Annotated in this window: 20 protein-coding genes; 11 read left to right on the forward strand and 9 right to left on the reverse strand. The window is 62.4% G+C overall.

Translation table 11 applies throughout. The features are described from left to right. Positions 1-24 precede the first annotated feature (24 nt). Genes ispE through V5B39_RS11195 form a run of 3 tightly spaced genes read right to left on the reverse strand, consistent with a single transcriptional unit; the run spans position 25 to position 3,301 of the window. Entirely contained in the window at positions 25-900 is an 876-nt protein-coding gene (gene ispE / locus V5B39_RS11185) for a 4-(cytidine 5'-diphospho)-2-C-methyl-D-erythritol kinase (RefSeq protein ID WP_332342971.1), read from the reverse strand. Further along, on the reverse strand, positions 897-1,487 hold the full coding sequence (gene lolB, locus V5B39_RS11190; protein WP_332342972.1) for a lipoprotein insertase outer membrane protein LolB: 591 nt from the start codon (positions 1,485-1,487) through the stop codon (positions 897-899). The genes ispE and lolB overlap by 4 nt, the downstream gene beginning before the upstream one ends. A gap of 59 nt (positions 1,488-1,546) precedes the next feature. Then, the gene (locus tag V5B39_RS11195; protein WP_332342973.1) at positions 1,547-3,301 is read right to left on the reverse strand and encodes a tetratricopeptide repeat protein; all 1,755 of its coding nucleotides are present in this window, start codon (positions 3,299-3,301) and stop codon (positions 1,547-1,549) included. A gap of 91 nt (positions 3,302-3,392) precedes the next feature. Between V5B39_RS11195 and mutM the strand changes: the two genes are divergently transcribed. From mutM to V5B39_RS11210, 3 genes are all read left to right on the forward strand, one after another. After that, complete coding sequence (mutM, locus tag V5B39_RS11200) at positions 3,393-4,220, forward strand: bifunctional DNA-formamidopyrimidine glycosylase/DNA-(apurinic or apyrimidinic site) lyase (RefSeq protein WP_332342974.1); 828 nt, start codon at positions 3,393-3,395, stop codon at positions 4,218-4,220. A gap of 75 nt (positions 4,221-4,295) precedes the next feature. Continuing rightward, entirely contained in the window at positions 4,296-6,251 is a 1,956-nt protein-coding gene (locus V5B39_RS11205) for a dynamin family protein (protein WP_332342975.1), read from the forward strand. Between the two features lie 81 nt (positions 6,252-6,332). After that, positions 6,333-7,142 carry a sulfite exporter TauE/SafE family protein gene (locus V5B39_RS11210; protein ID WP_332342976.1) on the forward strand — a complete coding sequence of 270 codons (810 nt, stop codon included), beginning with the start codon at positions 6,333-6,335 and terminating at the stop codon, positions 7,140-7,142. A gap of 44 nt (positions 7,143-7,186) precedes the next feature. On the opposite strand, the gene V5B39_RS11215 is transcribed toward V5B39_RS11210, so the two are convergent. Further along, a complete protein-coding gene (locus tag V5B39_RS11215) occupies positions 7,187-7,966 on the reverse strand; it encodes an enoyl-CoA hydratase/isomerase family protein (protein ID WP_332342977.1) in 780 nt (259 codons plus the stop codon). After that, complete coding sequence (locus V5B39_RS11220) at positions 7,963-8,634, reverse strand: GntR family transcriptional regulator (RefSeq protein ID WP_332342978.1); 672 nt, start codon at positions 8,632-8,634, stop codon at positions 7,963-7,965. The genes V5B39_RS11215 and V5B39_RS11220 overlap by 4 nt, the downstream gene beginning before the upstream one ends. A 194-nt stretch (positions 8,635-8,828) precedes the next feature. On the opposite strand from V5B39_RS11220, the gene scpA reads away from it, so the two are divergent. The 6 genes from scpA to glpK all read left to right on the forward strand — a co-directional run bounded on the left by scpA (position 8,829) and on the right by glpK (position 18,143). Beyond that, positions 8,829-11,003, forward strand: coding sequence for a methylmalonyl-CoA mutase (gene scpA / locus V5B39_RS11225; RefSeq protein WP_332342979.1), 2,175 nt, complete (start codon positions 8,829-8,831; stop codon positions 11,001-11,003). Between the two features lie 27 nt (positions 11,004-11,030). Next, on the forward strand, positions 11,031-12,029 hold the full coding sequence (meaB, locus tag V5B39_RS11230; protein ID WP_332342980.1) for a methylmalonyl Co-A mutase-associated GTPase MeaB: 999 nt from the start codon (positions 11,031-11,033) through the stop codon (positions 12,027-12,029). Between the two features lie 72 nt (positions 12,030-12,101). Then, positions 12,102-13,634 (forward strand): acyl-CoA carboxylase subunit beta, encoded by a 1,533-nt coding sequence (locus V5B39_RS11235; RefSeq protein WP_332342981.1) that lies wholly within the window; start codon positions 12,102-12,104, stop codon positions 13,632-13,634. Positions 13,635-13,653: 19 nt separating this feature from the next. Beyond that, on the forward strand, positions 13,654-15,642 hold the full coding sequence (gene accC, locus V5B39_RS11240; RefSeq protein ID WP_332342982.1) for an acetyl-CoA carboxylase biotin carboxylase subunit: 1,989 nt from the start codon (positions 13,654-13,656) through the stop codon (positions 15,640-15,642). Positions 15,643-15,776: 134 nt separating this feature from the next. Then, a complete protein-coding gene (locus tag V5B39_RS11245) occupies positions 15,777-16,418 on the forward strand; it encodes a glutathione S-transferase family protein (RefSeq protein WP_332342983.1) in 642 nt (213 codons plus the stop codon). Between the two features lie 213 nt (positions 16,419-16,631). Next, on the forward strand, positions 16,632-18,143 hold the full coding sequence (gene glpK, locus V5B39_RS11250; protein ID WP_332342984.1) for a glycerol kinase GlpK: 1,512 nt from the start codon (positions 16,632-16,634) through the stop codon (positions 18,141-18,143). A 35-nt stretch (positions 18,144-18,178) separates the two neighbouring features. Here the strand turns inward: glpK and V5B39_RS11255 are convergent, their stop codons facing one another. Next, positions 18,179-18,979, reverse strand: a complete 801-nt coding sequence (locus V5B39_RS11255; protein ID WP_332342985.1) for a helical backbone metal receptor — start codon at positions 18,977-18,979, stop codon at positions 18,179-18,181. 36 nt (positions 18,980-19,015) lie between these two features. Here V5B39_RS11255 and V5B39_RS11260 point away from each other — a divergent pair, with 36 nt between their 5' ends. Then, positions 19,016-19,741: an SDR family NAD(P)-dependent oxidoreductase gene (locus tag V5B39_RS11260; RefSeq protein WP_332342986.1), complete on the forward strand. Its 726-nt coding sequence runs from the start codon at positions 19,016-19,018 to the stop codon at positions 19,739-19,741. A 46-nt stretch (positions 19,742-19,787) separates the two neighbouring features. Here the strand turns inward: V5B39_RS11260 and V5B39_RS11265 are convergent, their stop codons facing one another. Further along, the gene (locus V5B39_RS11265) at positions 19,788-21,227 is read right to left on the reverse strand and encodes a hypothetical protein (protein WP_332342987.1); all 1,440 of its coding nucleotides are present in this window, start codon (positions 21,225-21,227) and stop codon (positions 19,788-19,790) included. Next, positions 21,224-22,507, reverse strand: a complete 1,284-nt coding sequence (locus tag V5B39_RS11270; protein ID WP_332342988.1) for an SPFH domain-containing protein — start codon at positions 22,505-22,507, stop codon at positions 21,224-21,226. Before V5B39_RS11270 ends, V5B39_RS11265 begins: the two co-directional genes overlap by 4 nt. 288 nt (positions 22,508-22,795) lie before the next feature. On the opposite strand from V5B39_RS11270, the gene V5B39_RS11275 reads away from it, so the two are divergent. Then, positions 22,796-23,104, forward strand: coding sequence for an OsmC family protein (locus tag V5B39_RS11275; protein ID WP_332342989.1), 309 nt, complete (start codon positions 22,796-22,798; stop codon positions 23,102-23,104). Between the two features lie 114 nt (positions 23,105-23,218). Here the strand turns inward: V5B39_RS11275 and V5B39_RS11280 are convergent. Next, a partial coding sequence (locus tag V5B39_RS11280) for a winged helix-turn-helix domain-containing protein (protein WP_332342990.1) occupies positions 23,219-23,569 on the reverse strand: 351 nt, incomplete at its 5' end.

Raw genomic sequence — 23,569 nt, forward strand, 5'->3', positions numbered from 1 at the left:
TAATGTGAAATTCCCGTATGCGACTCAGGAATCTCCCTGCCCCCTCGCCAGTTCGCACAAGGGATGCCGGTCTAGGCCAGTTGCCAGCCAGCCACGCATCGTGCCGGGTAACTGCCGTAGGGCGTTCTCGGCCTCTTCGCGGCTTGCGAACTCGGCAAAAATGCAGGCACCAGAACCGCTCATGCGCGCGGGGGCAAACGCTGACAAGGCCACGAGATGTTCGGCAATCGCCGGAAAGCGGGCACAGGCCACGGCTTCGAGGTCGTTGCCACCGAAGCCGGGGCGCCATGACGCCGGGTCGATTGCGAGCGAATCGCGTTTGAGTTCCGGTGCGCCAAAAATGGCTGCAGTCGGGACCTGCAGCGGCGGTTCGAGGACCACATACCAGCGCGGCGGCAATTCGACCGCCAGCAGGGTTTCACCGATGCCCTCGGCAAAAGCGTTGCGTCCGAAAACGAAGACCGGCACGTCGGCACCGAGGGTAAGGCCGATTTCCTGCAGGTGCCGGCGTGGCAAATGCAGTTTCCAGAGGTGGTTGAGCGCCAGCAGGACCGTCGCCGCATCCGAGCTGCCGCCGCCGAGACCACCGCCGAGTGGCAGGTGCTTTTCGATACGGATGTTGACACCGGCCGGGCAATGGGTTTCAGCCTGGAGCAGGCGGGCGGCACGAACGCTCAGTTCCTGATCGGGCGCCACGCCTGCGAGTGGCGTTGCCAGACGCACCAAACCATCGGCACGTGGCGAGAAACGCAGCCGGTCGCCATGGTCGAGAAAGCGGAACATCGTCTGCAACAGGTGATAGCCATCGGCACGGCGGCCGACGACATGCAGAAAGAGGTTGAGTTTGGCGGGCGCCGGATAAATGCTTTGCCAGTCCCAGGCCGGGTGGCTGGAAGTCATTGAACGCAGGCCTTGGCAGGCAACGCAGTCGGCAACATCTGCCACTCCTCGATGCGCAGGCGCAGTTCAAAACCGCCTTCACGCTCGACGAACAAACGGCCGGGGAGAGCCTGTGGGTCGTCACTGTCGTACTCATAGTGGAGCAGCCAGTCCTCGTACCGCAGACGCAGCGGCCGGCCGAGGGTATCCAGTGCCAGATCGCCGCCGTCAGGATTGCAGCCACGCAGCCAGTCGGGCAGCCTGCTCAAGGGCAGGGGGTAGGCCAGGAGCGACTGCAGCAGTTGATCGGCAGTCGCTGCCGTATGCGAGTTGCCATCGCTACCAGTCAGGCGTGCGCCGGTGGCATCGCTGACGATCTCGGCCAGGCCTTGCCCGAGCGGCGAGGACAACAGCCACTCGTCGCGGTCGCCGTCATGACGCCAGTGCAGGCGACCAGGGTAGTTCTTTCCTTCCTGGCGCAGCGCAAAGCGGCCGGTCAGCACGAAGCCCTGCAGGTGGTCTCGTGCGATGGCGACCGGTGGGTGTGCGCTGGCCGCTGGCCCCAGTGCGGAGCAGGCACTCAGTCCGAGCACGCCAACGACGATCAAGGGTACGATCAGGACTGTACGGCTGCCTCGGATCAGGCCAAGCTGCGGGCGTTTTCCGGTCAGGGCAGGAACCTCCTGATCGCTTCCTTCAGCACCTCGTTTGCCGGGTCCTTTTTGTGCGCCTCGCGCAGGGTTCGCTGGGCCTCATCCTGGCGGCCGAGCATCCACAGCACCTCCCCGGCATGTGCCGCGATCTCGGGATCGGGGCGCAGATCCAGGGCGCGTTGCAGGAGAGCCAGTGCGCCTTCGAGATCGCCCTGCCGATAAAGGACCCAGGCCATGCTGTCGAGGATGAAAGGGTCATTGGGCGCCAGTTGCAGCGCTTTTTCGATCAGCCACCGGGCTTCAGGCAGCCGTATGTTGCGATCGGCGTAGGAGTACCCGAGTGCGTTGTAGGCCTGTGCATTCTCCGGCTGCAGTTCAATCAGTTTGCGCAGGCGGCTTTCCATGATTTCCAGACGTCCGAGTTTCTCGGCCAGCAGCGCCGACTCATAGAGCAACTCAGGCTGCTCCGGTTGTGTACCCAGCTCCTGGTCGAGCAGGGCAAGTGCCGTCTCGGTCTGCTTCGCATCGCGCAGCAAGGCGGCCTCGGCAATCGATAACTGGACGCGTAACGACGGGTTCCGGGCTGCTGCATCGCGAAGCTGGCGGCTCGCCTCATCGAGCCTGCCCTGATTGTTGAGGATGCCGGCGCTGCGAATCTGTGCCGGAAGATAGTGCTCACCCGAACCAACCTGGCGATAATTGGCCAACGCTTCGTCAGCACGCTTGCCCTCTTCGGCAAGCTGACCCAGGTAAAAATAGGCTGCGCTTTTGTCCGGGATGTCGAGTGTCACCAAGTGCTTGAGTTGCGTCTCGGCAAGGGTTTTGTCGTTTTCCTGCAGAGCCAGGATGGCTACCGGGAAAACCACATCCGGGTTGTTCGGGTTGGCGATCAACAAGCGCTCAAACTGCACTTTGGCTTCGCCATAACGCTTCTCACCGACCAGCGCGCGCGCCAGGTGCAGCTGTACCTCGCGTGCTTGCGGATGACGTTCGACAAAGTGTTGCAGCGAGGTGATGGCCTCGGTGGATGATTTCTGGGCGATCAGCTGTGCTTCCAGCAGGGCCACCGCTTCCCAGTCCGGGCGCAACTCGAGCGCACGTCGCGTTTCGGCGAGTGCGCGGGTATGCTCACCGGCTGCGCTGGCAGCCACGGCGATGGCGTAATGCGCCTCGGGCCGGTCCAGGAAGGGCGCGCAGACCTTGATGATCAACTGCAGGACTGCCTGGCGATCCTGGCTGCGGGCAAACATCCGGTTCAGCGCCAACAGGTTGCCCGGCAGCGCTTCCTGGTCGGCCTCCAGCATCTGGATCAATTGCGCGGCCAGGCCATCGAACTGGTTGGACATGATCATGACGCCGACCAGCACCTGTTGGGCACGCTTCGAGGCAGGCTCGACCTGCAACCACAAGCGTGCAAGGTCGAGGATCAGATCGTAACGACGGGCGTATCCGGCCACTTCAGTCGCTCTTGCCAGGATGGCCGGGTCGCGGGTGCGCACGGCCAGGTCGGCATAGGCCTGGCTGGCAAACTCGGCTTTGCCCCGCTTCAGGGCCACTTCGGCGAGCAGGACCTGATAGACCACCTGCACGCTGAGTTCCTTGTACTCCTGATCGTCAGGGCGTGGCGCGAGGGTCTCCGGCGCACTGCGCTTTAACTCGCGCGCCGTCGATTTGCTCTTCCCGGAAGGGAGGTCGGCGGCGGCCAGGGCAGGCACACCGAGGGCAAGCGCCAGTGCCGTGCAGAGGAGGGTATTCTTGATCGATTTCATGGTTTCCTTGCCTGCCTTGGACCGTTGCAGGAACTGACGGCGACTTTGCGTCATAATCTGCGCATGTTATGGACTTTTCGCGGTAGCAGCAATGCCAGAACTCCCGGAAGTTGAAGTCAGCAGGCAAGGATTGCTCCCTTGCCTGTCCCAACAATCGATCGTTGGCGCGGTGGTGCGCACGCCGCGGCTGCGGCACGAGATTCCGGCCGGGCTCGATGCGCGCCTGGCCGGTCTGCGTGTGGAGGCCATTTTGCGGCGTGGCAAATATCTTTTGCTGGACTGTCAGAGTACCCGCGGTGGCGGCTGGTTGCTCCTTCACCTCGGCATGTCGGGCAGTCTGCGCCTGGTACCGCCGGCTACGCCGGCACTGCAGCATGACCACTTTGATCTGGTCTTCGCGCACACCGTTCTGCGTCTGCGCGATCCGCGCCGCTTCGGAGCGCTGCTCTGGCATGAGGGCGGCGGTGTCGAAAAGCATCCGGCTCTCGCCGGTCTAGGCATCGAACCGCTCTCCGAGGATTTCAACGGCGACTGGCTGCACGCGGCGACGCGCCACCGCCGCATGCCGATCAAACCGTTGCTGATGGATGGACGCCTGGTCGTTGGCATCGGCAATATCTATGCTGCCGAAAGCCTCCATCATGCCGGCGTGTCACCCCTGCGCAGCAGTGATCGGATCAGCCGCCAGCGCTACTGCGTACTGGCCGATGCCATCCGTGCGACGCTGGAGGCCGCCATTGCCGCCGGCGGCAGCAGTGTGCGCGACTATGTGCATAGCGATGGGGGGGCCGGCTGCTTCCAGCTTTCCTGCGGGGTCTATGGTCGTGCAGGCGAGCCCTGCCCGACTTGCGCCAGACCGGTACGAGTCATTCGCCAGGCGGGGCGCTCGACTTTCTACTGCCCGCGCTGCCAGCGTTGAGTTGTCGGTCTATGTCGCTGATTGAACACGACCTTGTGGTAGAGTGAAAACCTGTGCCTTGTGCTGGAACCTGTCATGACGCTTGCCCAACATTTTGCCGCCTACAGCGAATGGCGTGCGCGCATCTCCGGAGTTCTTGAGAAATTCGCAGGCTGGCTCGTCGAGAACGAATTGACCGACGCGCAGATCGATCGGCGCATTGCCCAACTGCGTGACAAGTTACGCGAAGATCGCCTGCATGTCGCATTTGTCGCCGAGTTCTCGCGCGGCAAATCGGAGTTGATCAACGCCATTTTTTTTGCTGGCTACGGCAACCGCATTCTGCCCTCGACAGCCGGCCGTACGACGATGTGTCCGACCGAGTTGATGTACGACCGAGCGAAGCCGCCGTCGATCGAGCTATTGCCTATCGAGAGCCGTGAATCCAACAGCAGCATCAGCGAATACAAGCACTTGCCTGGTCAATGGGAACGGATCCCGATCGACACCAGCTCGGCTGAAGCCATGCAGGAGGCACTTCGCCATGTCAGCGACGTCATCCGCGTCGACCTGGCAACGGCCAAAAAACTCGGCTTTGTCATGGCCGATGGCGAGCTTGCCGCGTTGCGCATCGACGAACAGGGTGATGTCGAAATCCCGCGCTGGCGGCATGCGATCATCAATTTTCCGCATCCGCTGTTGAAGCAGGGGCTGGTCATCCTCGATACTCCTGGTCTCAACGCGATTGGTACGGAACCCGAACTGACGCTGTCCCTGCTGCCCAACGCGCATGCCGTGCTGTTCATTCTGGCCGCTGACACCGGCGTGACGCAGTCCGATCTGATGGTCTGGCGCGAATACATCGGCGCCCCCGTCGGCCGCAAGAAGGGCCGCATCGTCGTACTCAACAAGATCGACAGCTTGTGGGACGAACTCAAGTCAGCGGAAGAAATCGACGCGGAAATTACCCGACAGGTCGACACCTGCGCGTGGGCGCTTGAGTTGCCGGAGAATCAGATTTTTCCGGTTTCGGCACAAAAAGCGTTGGTGGCCAAGATCAATGAGGATCCCGAATTGCTTCAGCGCAGCCAATTGACGAGGCTTGAGCGCGCCCTGTCCGAGGAGTTGATCCCGGCCAAGCAGGAGATCGTTCGCGACAGCATCCAGGTCGAGTTTGCCGATTGCCATCAGCGAACCCGCAGCCTGCTTGAGTCGCGTCTCGCCGGCCTGCGCGAACAGCTTGGCGAGCTGGCGGATCTTCGCGGCAAGAACAAGGGGGTCGTCGAGTACATGATGGGCAAGGTGCGAGGCGAGAAGGATGAATTTGAATCCGGCCTGCAGCGCTACTACGCCGTACGCAGCGTCTTTTCACAACTGACCAACAGGCTTTTTGCGCATCTTGGGCTCGATGCGCTGCGTCTGTTGAGCACCTCGACGCGTGATGCGATGGTGACAGCCACCTTTTCCAGCACGCTAACCAACGCGATTGATCGCTTCTTTACGGTCGCGCGCGGCAATCTCGCCAGTTCGAGAGCAGAGGTCGCAGAAATCATGACGATGATGGAGGCCATCTACAAGAAATTCGCCGTTGAACATGGTCTCAAACTGGGTACGCCGACCGGTTTCTCGCTGCAGAAGTACGAGAAGGAAATCGACCGTCTCGATCAATGGTGCCAGACCCACATCAACTCCGTTTTCCAGTTGCTGACGCACGAAAAGAGCCAGCTCACACAACGTTTCTTCGAGGAAGTGGCGGTGCAGGTACGCAAGGCTTTCGAGCATGCCAACCGCGATGCCGAAACCTGGCTGAAGGCGATCATGTTGCCGTTGGAGGTTCAAATTCGCGAACATCAGATTCAGCTCAAGCGCCGGCTGGAGAGCATCAAGCGGATTCACCAGGCGACCGATACGCTCGAAGAGCGGATCGATGAACTGGAACATGTCGAGAGCAAACTGCTGCTGCAGTTGACCGTCCTTGGCAAGATCAGCGAGAACTTTCGTGAAATCCTGCAGCAGACGGTGAACCGCGAGGAGATGCTGAGCGCCGCCTGAAACCGTGGCCGGAAGTTTCGAATCGCGATGACCGTGGGCCGGGGCGGTGAGTCCTGGCCGATGCAGATGAGGAGAGCAAAATTGCTCTGGTGGCTGTCATATGTGGCGCTGGGTCTGTTTACCGGTTTCTTTGCCGGCATGCTCGGCATTGGTGGCGGACTGGTGATGGTCCCGGCGCTGACCATGATGTTTGCCGCGCAGGCGGGCTTTCCGTCTGCGGAAGTTCTCCATCTGGCCCTCGGAACGGCGATGGCAGCGATTCTGTTCACCTCGCTCGCCAGTCTGCGTGCGCATCACCAGCATGGTGCGGTGTTGTGGAAGATCGTCGCCCAGATCACGCCGGGAATTCTCGTCGGGACGCTGCTGGGCACGCTCTTCGCCGCGAGTGTCCCGGCCAAACCACTGGCCGTTTTTTTTACGGCATTCGTCTGCTGCGTGGCCGTTCAGATGATCCTCAACCTGAAGCCGAAAGCGGCACGCGAGTTGCCGGGTGCCGGCGGCGTCTTTGCCGTCGGCAGCGGCATCGGTGCGGTCTCGGCGCTGGTCGCCATCGGTGGCGGCGCGCTGACCGTGCCCTTCCTGACCTGGTGCAACGTGCGCGTGCAGCATGCCATCGGCACTTCCGCAGCGGTCGGTTTTCCGATCGCGCTGGGCGGTTCGCTGGGCTACATTTTCAACGGCTGGGGGCACGCCGAGCTGCCACCATGGAGTCTCGGCTACGTCTATCTGCCGGCTCTGATCTGGCTGGTGCCGGCGAGCATGCTGACCGCCCCGCTCGGGGCGAGACTGGCACACCGCCTGCCGGTAGCCACCTTGAAACGTGTTTTCGCCGGTGTCCTGATCCTGCTGGCGGCCAAGATGCTGTGGGGACTTCTCGTCGGAAAGGGGTGAGCAACCCAAAGGGGGTGCAGCGGGGTGGTCGACGGAGTAAGTGATCAGCGACCCATGAACTGCGGTTTGCGTTTTTCGCGAAAAGCTGACAAACCCTCGCGGTAATCTTCGCTGTCGAGGAAAGCGAACGAAGCGCGCAGCTCCTGCTCGCTAAGCGGCCGGTCGTGCTGCAGCCGGCGCACCCACTGTTTGTGCCAGCGGGCGACCCGTGGCGCGCCTTCGCAGATCCGCCGGGCACTCGCGTAGGCTTCCGGAACGACCTCGGAATCGCTGACGACACGCGTGACGAGGCCCTTGGACAGGGCTTCTCCTGATCCGAGAAGGCGCCCTTCGAGCAGAATTTCGAGCACCGTCGCCGACCCGGCGAGACGCAGCAGACTCGCCATCTCGACGGGATACATCGAGAATCCGAGCTGGTTGATCGGTGCGCCGAAGCGCGCCGACTCGCCACAAATGCGCAGGTCACACTGCGCGGCGATCTCCAGTCCGCCCCCGATGCACGCCCCCTGCACCAGCGCGATCGTTGGCTGGCGGCAGTCGAAAACCGCCTGCAGGGCGGCACCTGCCTGTTCATGATAGGCCATTGCACGTTCCAGGGTATCGCGCTGGCTCCGGAACTCATCGATGTCGCCACCTGCTGCGAAAGCCTGTTCTCCGTCGCCACGCAGAACGACACAGCGCACCTGCTCGTCGTCAGACAGCTCGCTGACCACGGCGGCCAGGGTTCGCCACATCGCCAGGTCGAGCGCATTCCGCTTGCCCGGATTGGCCAGCGTGACGGTTGCGACGGCAGCCTCGCGCGTGCAGAGAATGCGGCCAGTCACGCCACCAGTTCCTGATGAGCGGAACTTCTGACCAGAGCCTGCCGTCCGGACAGGATGTGGTCGTGCATCAGGGTCTGCGCACGTGTTGCGTCACCGGCCTTGATCGCTTCAAGAATGGCGGTGTGTTCCGCCAGTGACTGCTGCAGACGACCTTCGATGCTCAGCGAAAAAAGGCGTGTCAGCTTGAGCACCTTGCGCAGATCCTGGATCACCTGCTGTAGCCAGCGGTTGCCGGACAATTCCTGGATACGGGCGTGAAACTCCTGATTCACCAAGAAAAAACGTTCGATCTGAGTGCTGGCCGCAAAGCGTTCGAGTTGTCGGTGGATCGTTTCGAGTCTGGCGATCTGCTCGGGCTGTACGCGCTTCGTCGCTTCGAGTGCGCAACGTCCTTCGAGCATCGCCATCAAGGGAAAAATCTCGTCCAGATCCTGCTCGGAGATCTCGGTCACGTAACAGCCGCGGCGCGGCTTCAGTGTCACCAATCCTTCGGCAGCGAGGACCTTCAGCGCTTCGCGCAAAGGGGTGCGACTGATGCCGTAATCGACGGTCAACAACTGCTCGTCGATGCGCGTTCCCGGCGGCAGTTCGTGCGCAAAAATGCGCTGCCTCAGCCTTTCGGCAACTTCCTGGTAGAGGGCGGTCTGGGCTATACGACTCGCAACCATCGATCTTTTTTCGCGGCCTTGTTCAGGTCCCCCAAGGGACCTTGCTTTCATAATTATGGATACAGTATTATTCGTGGAACGGGGTGTCAAGCATTAAAATGACCTGCGCAGTGCGACTCCCCTGAGCCTCATGGCTCGTGCCTCCTCAGCGGAAGTGCCCCCCTCAATCCACAGATTTCTCGAAAGGTTCCGTCATGTCCAACGCGAACAATGCTGCAAAAAGCGATTCTGCAAATCTCGATGCCTGGAAGAAGGCTGCCACCAAGTCGGCGCCCGGTGGGAATGTTGACGCACTGAACTGGGTGACGCCCGAAGGAATCGTCGTCAAGCCGCTGTATACCAAGGCTGATGTCGAAGGTCTGGAGTACACCGACACGCTGCCCGGTCTGGCTCCCTTCGTGCGCGGCCCGCAGGCAACGATGTATGCCGTTCGTCCGTGGACGATTCGCCAGTACGCCGGCTTCTCCACCGCCGAAGCGTCGAACGCTTTCTACCGCAAGGCACTGGCTGCCGGTGGTCAGGGAGTCTCGGTGGCTTTCGACCTGGCCACACACCGCGGTTACGACTCCGATCATCCACGCGTCACCGGCGATGTCGGCAAGGCCGGCGTGGCGATCGATTCGGTCGAAGACATGAAGATCCTGTTCGACGGCATCCCGCTCGAAAAGATCTCGGTATCAATGACCATGAACGGCGCCGTGTTGCCGATCCTCGCCGGTTACATCGTTGCCGCCGAAGAACAGGGCGTACCGCAGGACAAACTCTCGGGGACGATCCAGAACGACATCCTCAAGGAGTTCATGGTTCGCAACACCTACATCTACCCGCCGAAGCCGTCGATGAAGATCATCGCCGACATCATCGGCTACACCGCAAACCACATGCCGAAATTCAACTCGATCTCGATTTCTGGTTATCACATGCAGGAAGCCGGCGCCACGCAGGCGCTCGAACTCGCATTCACGCTGGCTGACGGCCGCGAGTACGTCAAGACGGCAATCGCCTCCGGCCTCGACGTCGACTTCTTTGCCGGCCGCCTGTCGTTCTTTTTCGCCATCGGGATGAACTTCTATCTCGAAGTGGCCAAGCTGCGCGCCGCCCGCCTGCTGTGGTGGAAGATCATGCAGGAGTTTTCGCCGAAGAGTCCGAAATCGATGATGTTGCGTACCCACTGCCAGACTTCGGGCTGGTCGCTGACCGAACAGGACCCCTACAACAACGTCGTGCGCACCACCATCGAGGCGATGGCCGCCGTCTTCGGCGGCACCCAGTCGCTGCACACCAATGCCCTCGATGAGGCGATCGCACTGCCGACCGAATTCTCGTCGCGCATTGCACGCAATACGCAACTGGTCATCCAGGAAGAAACGCATATCACCAACGTCATCGATCCCTGGGCCGGTTCGTACATGATGGAAAAGCTGACGCAGGATCTGGTCGACGAAGCCTGGAAGATCATCGAAGAGGTCGAAAGCATGGGCGGCATGACGCATGCCGTCGAATCCGGCTGGGCGAAGATGAAGATCGAGGGCTGCGCGGCCGACAAGCAGGCACGCATCGATTCCGGCAAGGACGTGATCGTCGGCGTGAACAAGTACAAGCTCGCCAAGGAAGACATGATCGACATTCGCGACATTGACAACAACGCCGTCCGCGACGCGCAGATCGCGCGCCTGAAGTCGGTTCGTGCCAGCCGTGATTCCGACCAGGTCAACGCCGCGCTCGCCGATCTGACGCGTTGCGCCGAAACCGGCGAAGGCAACCTGCTCGACTTCGCAGTCAAGGCGATGCGTTTGCGGGCCACGGTTGGCGAAGTTTCGGACGCCATGGAAAAAGTTTTTGGCCGTTTCCGCGCCACGCAACAGACCGTTTCGGGGGTCTATGGCGCAGTCGTCGAGGGAATGGCCAGTTGGGAAACGCTCAAGGCCGAGATCGCCAGCTTCAACGAAGAAGAAGGCCGGCGGCCGCGGATCATGATCGCCAAACTCGGCCAGGACGGCCACGACCGGGGGGCCAAGGTGGTCGCCACCGCTTTTGCCGACCTCGGCTTCGACATCGACGTCGGCCCGCTCTTCCAGACCCCGGAAGAAGCCGCCCGTCTGGCGATCGAGAACGACGTGCACGCCGTCGGCGTCTCCTCGCTCGCCGCCGGGCACAAAACGCTGTTGCCGGCGCTGGTGCAGGCCCTCAAGGATCAGGGCGCCGACGACATCATTGTCTTCGCCGGCGGCGTGATCCCGCCGCAGGATTATGACTTCCTGTTTGCCGCGGGAGCCAAGGCCATCTTCGGTCCCGGCACCCGCATCGAGGACTCGGCGATGACCGTTCTCGCGGAAATCCGGAAGGCCCGTGCGCAAGTGGCTGCCTGAACGGCGCGTCCAGCAAAGGGGATGGATATGACCAGCACGTCCGCCGGCAATCTCACGGCTGCCGACCAGCACCTCGTCGATGGCGTCCTTGCCGGTCGCCGACGGGCGCTGGCCAAAACCATCACTCTCGTCGAGTCAACCCATCACGATCATCATCGGCGTGCGCGGCAGGTGTTGGCGGCGCTGCTGCCACACACCGGACGAACGATTCGGGTCGGCATCTCGGGTTCACCGGGTGCCGGCAAATCCACGTTCATCGAATCGCTGGGCGTCCACCTGATCGAAGCCGGCAAGCGTGTTGCCGTTCTCGCCGTGGACCCTTCGTCGTCGGTCTCAGGCGGCTCGATCCTCGGTGACAAGACGCGCATGGAGTTGCTCTGCCAGCGTGACGAAGCGTTCATCCGGCCCAGCCCTTCCTCGGGGTCGCTGGGGGGAGTCGCCGACAAGACGCGTGAAGCCATACTGGTTTGTGAAGCCGCCGGTTTTGATGTCATCATCGTCGAAACCGTCGGCGTCGGACAATCCGAGACGACGGTCGCCGGCATGGTCGATGTTTTCGTGCTGTTGCAATTGCCCAATGCCGGCGACGACCTGCAGGCGATCAAGAAAGGAATCGTCGAGATCGCCGACCTGATCGTCTTCAACAAGGCCGACATCGATGAACGTGCTGCCGCCTTCGCGCGTGGGCAGATGCGAGCAGCGCTGACCATGCTGCGCAGCACCAGCCCCAACTGGCGGCCACCGGTGCTGACCGTCAGCGCGCTCGCAAAACGCGGTATCGCCGAATTCTGGGCCGAGGTCGAGCGCTACCAGAGCACCCTGACCGCGACCGGTGAATTCGAAGAAAAACGCCGCCGGCAGGCCGTCGACTGGATGTGGAGCCTGATCGATTCCGGCCTGCGCCGCCATTTCCGTTCCCATCCGGCAGTGCGCTCGGCGCTGCCGGAATTGTTGGGCGACGTCGCCGAAGGGCGCACGACGCCCGGCGCAGCAGCGTCACGTCTGCTGGCGTATCTAAAGCACTGATTGCAAAAATACCGAGATCCTCCGATTTGTTTGAGTAGTTCTGATTGACGCGACCGTTAGGGAGTAGAGCATATGCACGACATCATTCGCCAGCTTGCAGAAAAGCGCGCGGCGGCCTGTCTGGGTGGTGGCCAGAAGCGTATCGACAGCCAGCACAGCAAGGGCAAACTGGCTGCCCGCGAACGCATCGAGCTTCTGCTCGATAGTGGCTCGTTCGAAGAGTGGGACATGTTCAAGGAGCACCGCTGCAACGACTTCGGCATGGCCGCGCAGTCGGTCCCCGGCGACGGGGTGGTGATCGGCTGCGGCACGATCAACGGCCGCCTGATGTTCGTCTTCTCGCAGGATTTCACCGTTTTCGGCGGTTCTCTCTCGGAAGCGCATGCCGAAAAGATCTGCAAGGTCATGGACCACGCGATCAAGGTCGGAGCGCCGGTGATCGGCCTCAACGACTCGGGAGGTGCGCGCATCCAGGAAGGAGTCGCTTCGCTCGCCGGTTACGCCGACGTTTTCCAGCGCAACGTCCTCGCCTCGGGCGTCGTGCCGCAAATCTCGCTGATCATGGGACCGTGCGCGGGGGGCGCGGTGTATAGCCCGTCGATGACCGATTTCATCTTCATGGTCAAGGATTCGTCGTACATGTTCGTCACGGGCCCTGAAGTGGTCAAGACGGTCACGCACGAGGATGTCACTTCCGAGGAACTTGGCGGCGCAATCACGCATACGACCAAATCCGGCGTCGCCGACCTCGCTTTCGAAAACGATGTCGAAGCCTTGATGATGCTTCGCCGGTTCATCAGTTTCCTGCCGTCGAACAACCGCGAGAAGCCACCCCGTCTGCCGTCGCAGGACCCGGCCGACCGCCTCGACTTCTCGCTCGACACACTGGTTCCCGACAACCCCAACAAGCCGTATAACATCAAGGAACTGATCATCAAGATCGCCGACGATGGCGATTTCTTTGAGCTGCAGCGCGAATACGCCAAGAACATCGTCATTGGTTTCGCGCGTATGGATGGCTCTACCGTCGGTATCGTCGCCAACCAGCCGCTGGTTCTCGCCGGCTGCCTCGACATCAAGAGTTCGATCAAGGCGGCACGCTTCGTCCGTTACTGCGATGCCTTCAACATCCCGGTAGTGACTTTCGTTGACGTCCCCGGTTTCATGCCTGGCACCGCCCAGGAATACGGCGGGATCATCAAGCATGGCGCCAAGCTGCTCTACGCCTACGCCGAATGTACGGTGCCGAAGATCACCGTGATCACCCGCAAGGCCTACGGCGGGGCCTATGACGTGATGGCGTCGAAGCATCTGCGCGGTGACGTCAACTTCGCCTGGCCCTCGGCCGAAATCGCGGTCATGGGACCGAAAGGTGCGGTCGAGATCATTTTTCGCGAAGAGAAGGGCGACCCGGCCAAGCTGGCGGCGCGCGAAGCCGAGTACAAGGCCAAGTTCGCCAACCCCTTTGTCGCCGGCGCACGCGGCTTCATCGACGATGTGATCATGCCCAACGAGACCCGCAAGCGCATCTGCCGCTCTCTGGCCATGTTGCGCAACAAACAGTTGGAAAACCCGTGGCGCAAGCACGGCAACATTCCGCTTTGATCGACGGGGAGAAATAGAGATGTTCAAGAAAATACTGATCGCCAACCGCGGCGAGATCGCCTGCCGGGTGATGAAGACCGCCAAGAAAATGGGCATCAAGACGGTCGCGGTCCATTCCGAGGCCGATAAGGACTCGATGCATGTCCTGATGGCCGATGAAGCGGTATGTATCGGCCCCGCCGCCTCGAAGGAATCGTATCTGGTGATCGACAAGATCATCGCCGCCTGCCAGGCGACCGGTGCCGAGGCGGTCCACCCCGGTTACGGCTTTCTTTCCGAGAACGAAGAGTTCTCACGCCGCCTCGAGGATAACGGCATCATTTTCATCGGCCCGAAGCACTATTCGGTGGCGGCGATGGGCGACAAGATCGCTTCCAAGAAGCTGGCGATGGAAGCCAGAGTCAACACCATCCCCGGCTACAACGCCGAGATCGTCGACGCGGCGCAGGCTGTCGAAATCGCCAAGGGAATCGGCTACCCGGTGATGATCAAGGCTTCTGCCGGTGGTGGCGGCAAGGGACTGCGCGTCGCCTTCAACGACCAGGAGGCTTTCGAGGGCTTCGAGGCCTGTCGCAACGAGGCCCGCAACAGCTTCGGCGACGATCGCGTGTTCATCGAGAAATTCGTCGAAGGCCCGCACCACATCGAGATTCAGGTAATCGCCGACTCCTTCGGCAACACCGTATACCTGCTCGAGCGCGAATGTTCGATTCAGCGGCGGCACCAGAAGGTTCTCGAGGAAGCTCCCTCGCCATTCATCGACGACCGCATCCGCAAGGCGATGGGCGAACAGGCGGTGGCGCTCGCCAAGGCCGTCAACTATCAGAGTGCGGGCACCGTCGAGTTCGTCGTCGGCTCGGACAAGTCGTTCTACTTCCTCGAAATGAACACGCGTTTGCAGGTCGAACATCCGGTGACCGAAATGATCACCGGCGTCGATCTCGTCGAACTGATGATCCGGGTGGCTGCCGGCGAGAAGCTGCCCTTCACGCAGGACGACATCAAACCCGACGGCTGGGCGATCGAGTGCCGGATCAACGCCGAAGATCCGTTCCGCGGCTTCCTGCCCTCGGTCGGCCGCTTGGTCAAGTATCGTCCGCCGGAGACGATCGATGGACAGGTCCGCGTCGACACCGGCGTCTTCGAAGGCGGCGAGATCTCGATGTACTACGACTCGATGATCGCCAAGCTGATCTGCCACGGTGCTACGCGAGACCAGGCCATCGCCAGGATGCGCGATGCGCTGAATGCTTTCGTGATTCGCGGCATCGATTCCAATATTCCCTTCCAGGCAGCGCTGATGCAGAATCCACGCTTCCTGTCGGGGGTGTTCACCACCGCTTTCCTCGCCGAAGAGTATCCCGAAGGCTTCGTTGCCGCCGACGTGGTGCACGACGATCCGGGCTTGCTCGCCGCACTGGCAGCCTTCGGCCGCCGACGCTACATCGATCGTGCCGTGCAGGTCAGCGGCCAGATGCCGGGCCACCAGCGCAAAGTTGGCAGTGAGTGGGTCGTCCAGATGGAGGGCAAGGATTACCCGGTGGTCGTCACACCGATCCCCGGTGGCTACTCGGTGACGCACGGAGCCGATCGCTACGATCTCGTTTCCGACTGGAAGTTCGGCGAACTCGTCTTTCGCGGCACCTGCAACGGCACACCGATTTGCCTGCAACTCGAGCGTATCGGTCTCTTGTATCGCGTCGTGCATTTCGGCAAGCAGGTCAAGGTCACGGTGATGACCGCCAACGCCGCCCGCATGCTGGCGTTGATGCCCAAGAAGCTGCCGCCGGATCTCTCGAAGTTCCTGCTCTCGCCGATGCCCGGCCTGCTGCGTGAAGTGTCGGTGACCGCCGGACAACAGGTCAGCGCCGGCGAAAAACTCGCGGTCATCGAGGCGATGAAGATGGAAAACGTCCTCAAGGCCGAACTCGATTGCAAGGTCAAGAAGGTCGTCGCTGCTCCCGGCGAGAGCCTGTCGGTCGATCAGGTGATCATCGAGTTCGAGTAGGCCTGCGGTCGCTGAAAAAGCCGTTCCAAGCCATCAAAGCCCGCCGCCAGGCGGGCTTCCTGCATCCGAAATCGCGCTGCCGATCGCGATGGGCTGCGCTGGGCCATGCTCCTTTTTGATGAGGGATCTACAAAATGACAAATTTGACGGAAGGTGGCCGGCACCAATTGCTCGGTCTTTACGACTCGCCCTTTGTGCGTCGCGTCGCAGTCACGATGCACCACTACGGGATTCCCTTTGAGCATCTGTCTCTGTCCGTGTTCCGGCACATGGATGCAATGCGGCCACTCAATCCCCTGTTCAAGGTGCCGATGCTGACGCTCCCAGGCGGGGAGAAACTTTATGAGAGCGCGTATATCCTCGACTATCTTGACGAGCTGGCGGCAGAGCGTGGTATCACCGCGCTCACTCCGCGCAGCGGGCCGGAGCGGCGACAGATACAGCAACTGATGGCTCTGGCGATCGTCGCCACCGAGAAAGCAGTGGCCATCGAATACGAGCGCAAACGCCCGGGCGAGTTGCAATGGTCCGAGTGGACAACGCGCCTGCGCGGCCAGATGCGACAGGCTTTTGACATCCTCGAAGAACGACTTGACTCTGATTTCCTGGTCGGCGGACGCCTGACGCAGGCCGACATCACCACGGTTGCCGGGATCGGCTTCGTTCGTTACGTACTGCCGCACGAGTGGCCAACAGGGGCTTATCCCGCACTCGCCAGGCTGGTCGACAGGCTCGAAGCCAGCCCGGCTTTCAAGGCCGTACCGATCGACGAATGAGTGAAGATCATCGTCCTTCGTCATGCAAACCGAGCACCCACGGCCCCAAAATTTCCCTGCCAGCACCGGCACGGGCACTGAATGCTGCGCCGGGCGCAAGGTGCCGGAACTTCTGCTGCGGACCTTGATCCGCCCGCCGGGGTCGCAGGGCGATTCAACATTCACACCCTGGCGCTTGACCTGGCTGTCAACTCTTGCCTAGACTCTCGAACCATGAGTGCAGGTTACGTTCTATCGATCGACCAGGGCACCACCGGCTCGACGGTGCTGATTTTCGACCACGACGGTCAGATCAAGGGTCGGGCCTATTCGGAGTTCACCCAGTACTATCCCAGACCGGGCTGGGTCGAGCACGACGCCGAGGAAATCTGGCAGGTGACGGTCAGGATCATCGGCGAAGCCCTGCGCAGCGCACGTGTCCGGGCCAGCGATTTGCACGCCATCGGGATCACCAACCAGCGGGAAACGACCGTGCTCTGGGATCGGGCCACCGGCAAACCGGTGGCCCGGGCCATCGTCTGGCAGGATCGTCGAACGGCTCGCCATTGCGACGAGCTGAAAGCACGGGGCCTGGAGGAAATGATCCGCAGCAGGACCGGCTTGGTGATCGACCCGTATTTTTCCGGAACCAAGGTGAAGTGGCTGCTGGACCAGGTCGACGGTCTGCGCGAACGCGCCGGGCGCGGCGAAATCGCGTTTGGTACCATCGATTGCTGGCTGGTCTGGCAGTTGACCGGCGGCAAGGCGCATGCCACCGACTACTCGAACGCTTCGCGCACGCTGCTGTACAACATTCAGGAATTGTGCTGGGACGAAGAGATTCTCGAACTGCTCGACATTCCCAAGGCGATCCTCCCCACAGTCAGGCCGTCTGCGTGCATCTTCGGGTCGACCGACCCGGAGATGTTCTTCGGAACGCATGGCATCCCCGTCGCCGGCGTCGCCGGCGACCAGCAGGCGGCCTTGTTCGGGCAAGCCTGCCACGGTGCGGGTCTCGCCAAGAACACCTACGGCACCGGCTCGTTCATACTGATGAACACCGGTACCCAGCGGGTCTTCAGCAAGGAGAAACTGCTGACCACCATCGCCTGGGGGATCGGCGACGAGCCCGTCGAATATGCCCTGGAAGGCGCCATCTTCATCACCGGTGCGGCCGTGCAGTGGCTGCGCGACGGTCTCGGGATCATCCGGTCGGCGACCGAAGTCGAGGCGCTGGCGCGGTCGGTGCCGGACAACGAAGGCGTCTATTTCGTACCGGCTCTGGTCGGCCTGGGCGCGCCGCACTGGGACCCCTATGCCCGCGGCCTGCTGATCGGCATCACCCGCGGCACCACCCAGGGCCACCTCGTGCGGGCCGTGCTCGAGAGCATGGCCTACCAGACGCGCGACGTGATCGAGGCAATGCAGCGCGATTCCGGAATCACCCTGAAGGAATTGCGCTGCGATGGCGGCGCCTCGGTCAACCGCCTGCTGATGCAATTCCAGGCCGACATTCTCGGGGTACCGGTGGAGGTGCCGCGGATCGTCGAGACCACCGCCCTGGGTGCTGCCTATCTGGCCGGGCTGGCCACCGGATTCTGGAGCAGTCGCCTGGAACTGGCCGAGAAGTGGCAGCTCGACAACCGTTATACGCCGCAAATCGACGAGGCCGAGCGTCAACGCCTGTTCCGGCGATGGCGTCAGGCAGTCGAGCGCTGCAAGGGCTGGGCGCTGGATGACGAATGAGCGCTCATGACGTACTGGTGTGCACTGAAGATTCATCAGTGCTCAGCGAAGCTGGCGCGCAGCTCGCGCAGATAAGCGAGTCCCCGGATCGCGCGGCTGCCGTACCAGGAGATCATTTCGCCGTCGATCAACGCCACGCGAGTGCCCGGCAGGTATTCTGTCAATGAGTGCAGATGCTTAGCACGAAAGGGGTAGGGCTCGCTGGAAAGAAAAACGATCTCGGCTTCCCGCGCCAACTCCGGCAGATCGATTTCCGGATAGCGAACCAGGCTTGCCAGAGGCAGCGTATCCCAGCCGGCGGCAGCCAGCATCCGCGAGATGTAGGTGTTGCGGGCGACACTGAGCCAGGGTTCGCGCCAGATCAGGTAGAGCACCCGCTGCCGCGTTAGCCCGTTGGCCAGCGCGCCGAGCGCTGCCCATGCGTGCTCGAAGTCGGCACACAAGGCATCAGCCTCTTTCTCTCGCCCGAAAATCCCGCCCAGCATGCGATACAGTTCGAGGTTGTCGCGGGCGGCCAGCGGATGGGTGACGATCAGGTGCGGAACGAAGCCAGACAGGGCTTCGACTTCTTCGCGACGGTTTTCGTCGATGTTGACCAGTACATGCGTCGGCTGCAGCACGCGCAGTTTGTCAATGTCGAAACCCTTGGTGCCACCGAGCTTCGGCACCCGCCGGACGACCTGCCGTGGATGGATGCAGAAACCGGTGCGGCCGACCAGCCGTTTGGAGAGGCCGAGGTCGACCAGCAACTCGGTCAGGCTGGGCACCAGCGAAACGATGCGCGGGATGCCGGGAAAGCGAGCGTGCGGCTTGCCGAGCGCGTCAGACCATTGCATGATGAAGGCTCCACGTTCAAACAACAGGAGACAAGCATGCTAGCTCAGAAACTTGCCGTCGTGACCGGTGCCGCGCGAGGCATCGGCCTCGCCGTGGCACGCGATCTGGCCGCCGCCGGGTGCATGGTGCTGATGGTCGGGCGCGGCGCCGAAGCGATCGAGGATGCCGCCCGACAACTGCGCGTGAGCGGGCACGAAGTGATGCCGCATGTGGCCGATGTCACCGATGCCAGCGCCGTCGCTGCTCTGGGCGCCCGCCTGCGCCGCGAGTTCGGCCGCGCCGACATCCTGGTGAACAATGCCGGCGTTTTTCTCGAAGCGCCGGATTTTCTGGTTCCACAGGCAGCCAGCGTGATGGTGGTCGATCCGGATCTGGTGGCGGCGACGCACGCCTGCAACGCGCTCGCACCGCTGCGCCTGATTCAGGTCATCGTTCCCCTGATGCGCGAGAATCGCTGGGGACGGATCGTCAACGTCTCGTCCGGCATGGGACAACTGGCCCAGATGGGTGGCTACTGGCCGGGCTACCGGATGTCGAAAGCGGCGCTGAACGCGCTGACCCGTCTCACCGCCAAGGAGCTGGAAGGCACTCCGATCAAGATCAACTCGGTCTGCCCGGGCTGGTGCCGTACCGGCATGGGGGGCGAAAACGCCACCCGTAGTGCCGAGGAAGGCGCCCAAGGAATCGTCTGGGCGGCACTGCTGCCGGACGACGGCCCGAGCGGCGGTTTCTTCCGCGATGGCCAAGCGATCGAGTGGTGAGCGTGAGCAAACCCACTGGACGGCGCCATCGGCGCTTCACCAGTCATCAGCGAATGCTCACCGTCCGTGCTTTCCATGCCGGCGCCTGCCAGCGCTGGAAGGCAGACAGCGAGGCCGGTTTGTCGGCCCAACGATCGACCTCGAGGGTGGCCGGGTTGAGCAGCTCGAAACTGAGCTTGTAGCGGCCATCCACTTTCGCCTCGCGAGCGGTGAGCATCTGTCCGCTGCCGGGCACCCAGCCGGCGAATTCGACGTAGCCGAGGGTCGGTTGCACCGTCGCTGGCGGAACGACATCGACCTTCCAAGCGGTCGCTTCCTGACGAAAAACCCACATTTCTCGCCAGCCATCGAGTGGCTGAACGGCCAGCGCCAGAGCCGTTCCCTGCGGGTGCGCGGCGGCCGACGCGGTCCAGACGATGCCGTAGGTACAACGCGTGAGCAGGGAATGCTTGGCATCGTGCCGGGAATCGACGAGATGCACGCAAGTTTCCCCAGGCTGGCCGGGACTGGTGGCGATCCCGAGACTGCCGGGGGCCGTCGCCGCAAGCACGGCGCCTGCCGGCTCGGCCGCCCAGCGCGAAGCGCCGACGCGAATCGCGGCATCGCTGTAAGTGGCCGCATCCGTCTCGGTCAGCTCGCTCTGGTTGATCGCCGCGAGTTCGTCGACTGCACGCTTGCCCGCCGCAGTGACCGGCCCGGCACCCGTTCCCGAGCGCCTCGCTCGCTGCCAGGCGAGACTGGCCCATACGCCGGCCCGGCGCAGGTGCAGGCGGTTCTTGAGGACTTCCGGCAGGCGCGTGGTCTCGACCCGATCGAGCACTTCGGCACGCCATTGGTCGACCGCCAAGCGTTCCGTTGGGGTCAGCGCCGGTGCAACGCAATCGTGACGGGTCAGTGCCAGTGCCGCCAGGGCCTTCTGCTGGTCACTCGCCGGCAACGCGAGAACGCGTCGGAAAGCATCGCCGTTGTAGCAGATCTGAACCTGTTCTTCGCGCTCGAAGCTGACCATCCGCACACCATAGGCCGCGGCGACTTCGAGATGCGCGCCGACGGTGGTATCGGGAGTTTTTCCCTGGCGAACGGTGGCGCGTTTGGCCAGGCGTTCGGCGAAAGTCCCGAGCGCGTCGAAAACCTCGCCGTTGATCGCTTCGGTTGGCGCCGCCTTGAGATAGGCGGCGGCATAGCCGATTCCCAGCGCTTCCGCCCCCGGCGTGTCGTGCAGGAAGCGGACCACGGCCAGTAGTTCGGGAGCATTTTCCGGTTGCAGTGCCTGCTGGCGAACCTGGCTCGCGCGGATGTAACCGGTGCGCTCCCGACGATGATCATAGACCTGCAGGTAATCGCCCCTGGTGGCACGGATTTCGAGGGAGTCGCCCTGCCACAGGACGGCCTGCTGGACGGCCGATTCCCTGGGCGCGGCGCGCAGGGCGGCCTGGTCCTGGGTGACGATGGCAACGACGGTGAGTGCGGTGGCGAGCAGGCTCATTGTCCGCCCTCGCCGCTTTCTTCAGCGCTTTGGGCGTCTGACGCCGCCTGGCTCGCTGCCTGGGAACGCCCGTTCCTGCCGCTGCCGAGCAGGGTGGCACCGATGAAGCCGCCGTCAGTAGGAGGCGGCGCAATGATGACCGAGATCTTGTCGGAGAGCTTGTCGGCCAGTGTCTTCTGGATCAGCAAGGGATTCTTCGAGATCAACGCACCATCACGTGCCAGTTGCTCGCTGGCGATCCTGCCGATGCGCTCCTGCCGATAAGCTTCGGCATCGGCCAGTTTCTGGCGCGAATCGGCCTCGCCGGCGGCCTCGATGCGACGCGCCTGGGCGCTCGCTTCGGCCCCCTTGATGCGCGCCAGTTTCTCGGCCTCGGCTTCGAGCCCGCGCTGCTCGATCTGCTTCTGCTTGAACGGCAGCACATGCTTCATCGCTTCCGCCTGCGCCCGGGCGGCGATGATTTGCTCTTCGCCCGCCGCCTCGGCGGCTTTCTCCCGGCGGACCTTCTCGGCTTGCGCTTCGAGTTCGCTCTGTTTCACCTGTTTATCCTTGAGTTCCAGGGTGTAGCGCATCTTCTCGGTCGCCAGTTCTTCGGCGAGCAGGTTTTCCATGCCGGCCTTGTAATCGGGGGGCAGGTCTACCTTGCCCATGGTGACCGATTCCAGCGTGATCCCGTCGGCGGCCAGGCGGGGTTTCAACTCGGCTTCGATGGCTTGCTGGATCTCCTGACGTTTGCTGGAGAAGATCTCGCGCACCGTGTAACGAGCAAGGGTCTTGTAGAGCACGCCCTGGACGACCGGCTCGACGATTTCTCCGTTGATGTCCCTGGGCAGGGTTCTGGCCATCGCCGAAATCTGCTGCGGGTCAAGCGAGTAGCGTATCGAAATGTCCACCCCGAGCGAGAGGCCTTCCACCGACTGAAAAGCCGCCGGGCCGCCGGCACTGATGCCGCCGGTCGGACGGTAGACCTGGTCTCGCAGCGAGAATCGGCGCAGCTCGTGCAGATGCGGAATGACCAGCACCGCGCCTGCACGCACCTCGGTCGAGCCGCCGGTAAACTGGTTCACGCGCAGGCCGATTTCGCCACGCCCGATGCTCTGCAACGGAGGATGGGCGTAGAACGTGTAGCCGCTGGCGGCGAGCATGGCCAGCACCATCAGACCGACGCCACGATGCTGGAGGGCGCTGCGGCAGTGGGCGGCGCCGGGGGCCACGCGGGCCGCCGCGCAACCCAAGGTGTGGCGAATGGATTCGACGATTTCCTTGATCCGTGGTGACATGATGTGATTTCTCCTCACAGGCGATCTTCGATCAAAGGGGCCACTGCCCCGCCATGGGTGCGGGAAGATCGATCCGCGCCCGGTTTCGGCATGGCGTCCATCGTCGTCGAAAGGCCGTGGAGGGTGCAAAGGCGGCGCGTGGGCAGTTCGGTCATGCACCGGCGGCCTGTTTTCGCGCTCGTTCCGGTTCGCTCAGCGGTGTGAACAAAACCTCCCGATCCGGCCACGCCGGACTTCCCGCTCGCCGCGACACGAAAACGGGGTTACCCCGCAAACAGGGTCAGTTCGTTGGCCGTGATCGGCGGTCTATTGCGGTGGTTCTTCATCATCGCATCGGAACGGAAGTACGGCGTCGATGGTTACGTGGACCACGTATACGGCGTCATGAGAAGGCATGACGAGAACCGGATCTCCGTGACCAAGGTGGTGCTGCGCCCCAAAGTCACCTTCTCCGGCACTCGTCTGCCGACAGCGGATGAACATCGCGCCATGCACCAGCGCGTCCATGACCTCTGCTTCATTGCTAATTGGGTTAAAACCAACATCGAATGCCAGCCGGAACTCGAACTGGCGCCCGCTGTACACGACCCGGATTAGGGCATGTCATCAATTAAGCCAACGGTCATGACTTTTCCAGGCACCCCTGATCATGAAAGTCATGACCGTTAGCCGAGGCGCCTGCCGGTCGTCGCCCGGCAAGGAGTCGAGAAGCTAGATCACGAAGCGATATCCAACGCCTGCCTCGGTGAGAAGGTGTTTTGGCTGCGAGGGATCGTCTTCTATCTTCTTGCGCAAGTGCGCCATATAAACCCGCACATAGTGACTGTCTTCAGCGTGTGCCGGCCCCCAGACGTTCTTCAGCAATTGCCGATGTGTCAGCACACAATCAGCGTTGCTCGTGAGGTATGCCAGCAATCGGTACTCGACCGGAGTCAGGTGCAGCGGCGCACCTGCACGCTCGACCACACGGCGGCTGAAATCGATCCGGACCTTGCCGAACTCGATGACGCTCTTGCTGGAACCGGGAGCGTGTCGGCGTCGTAGTTGCGCGCGAACGCGCGC

The organism is Accumulibacter sp., from assembly GCF_036625275.1.
Taxonomy (GTDB): Bacteria; Pseudomonadota; Gammaproteobacteria; order Burkholderiales; family Rhodocyclaceae; genus Accumulibacter.

Excerpts from the sequence above, each read along its gene's own strand:
- ispE (WP_332342971.1), bottom strand. The coding sequence starts at position 900 with ATGACTTCCAGCCACCCGGCCTGGGACTGGCAAAGCATTTATCCGGCG.
- V5B39_RS11195 (WP_332342973.1), bottom strand. The coding sequence starts at position 3,301 with ATGAAATCGATCAAGAATACCCTCCTCTGCACGGCACTGGCGCTTGCC.
- mutM (WP_332342974.1), top strand. The coding sequence starts at position 3,393 with ATGCCAGAACTCCCGGAAGTTGAAGTCAGCAGGCAAGGATTGCTCCCT.
- V5B39_RS11205 (WP_332342975.1), top strand. The coding sequence starts at position 4,296 with ATGACGCTTGCCCAACATTTTGCCGCCTACAGCGAATGGCGTGCGCGC.
- V5B39_RS11220 (WP_332342978.1), bottom strand. The coding sequence starts at position 8,634 with ATGGTTGCGAGTCGTATAGCCCAGACCGCCCTCTACCAGGAAGTTGCC.
- scpA (WP_332342979.1), top strand. The coding sequence starts at position 8,829 with ATGTCCAACGCGAACAATGCTGCAAAAAGCGATTCTGCAAATCTCGAT.
- meaB (WP_332342980.1), top strand. The coding sequence starts at position 11,031 with ATGACCAGCACGTCCGCCGGCAATCTCACGGCTGCCGACCAGCACCTC.
- V5B39_RS11235 (WP_332342981.1), top strand. The coding sequence starts at position 12,102 with ATGCACGACATCATTCGCCAGCTTGCAGAAAAGCGCGCGGCGGCCTGT.
- accC (WP_332342982.1), top strand. The coding sequence starts at position 13,654 with ATGTTCAAGAAAATACTGATCGCCAACCGCGGCGAGATCGCCTGCCGG.
- V5B39_RS11245 (WP_332342983.1), top strand. The coding sequence starts at position 15,777 with ATGACAAATTTGACGGAAGGTGGCCGGCACCAATTGCTCGGTCTTTAC.
- glpK (WP_332342984.1), top strand. The coding sequence starts at position 16,632 with ATGAGTGCAGGTTACGTTCTATCGATCGACCAGGGCACCACCGGCTCG.
- V5B39_RS11255 (WP_332342985.1), bottom strand. The coding sequence starts at position 18,979 with ATGCAATGGTCTGACGCGCTCGGCAAGCCGCACGCTCGCTTTCCCGGC.
- V5B39_RS11260 (WP_332342986.1), top strand. The coding sequence starts at position 19,016 with ATGCTAGCTCAGAAACTTGCCGTCGTGACCGGTGCCGCGCGAGGCATC.
- V5B39_RS11265 (WP_332342987.1), bottom strand. The coding sequence starts at position 21,227 with ATGAGCCTGCTCGCCACCGCACTCACCGTCGTTGCCATCGTCACCCAG.
- V5B39_RS11270 (WP_332342988.1), bottom strand. The coding sequence starts at position 22,507 with ATGTCACCACGGATCAAGGAAATCGTCGAATCCATTCGCCACACCTTG.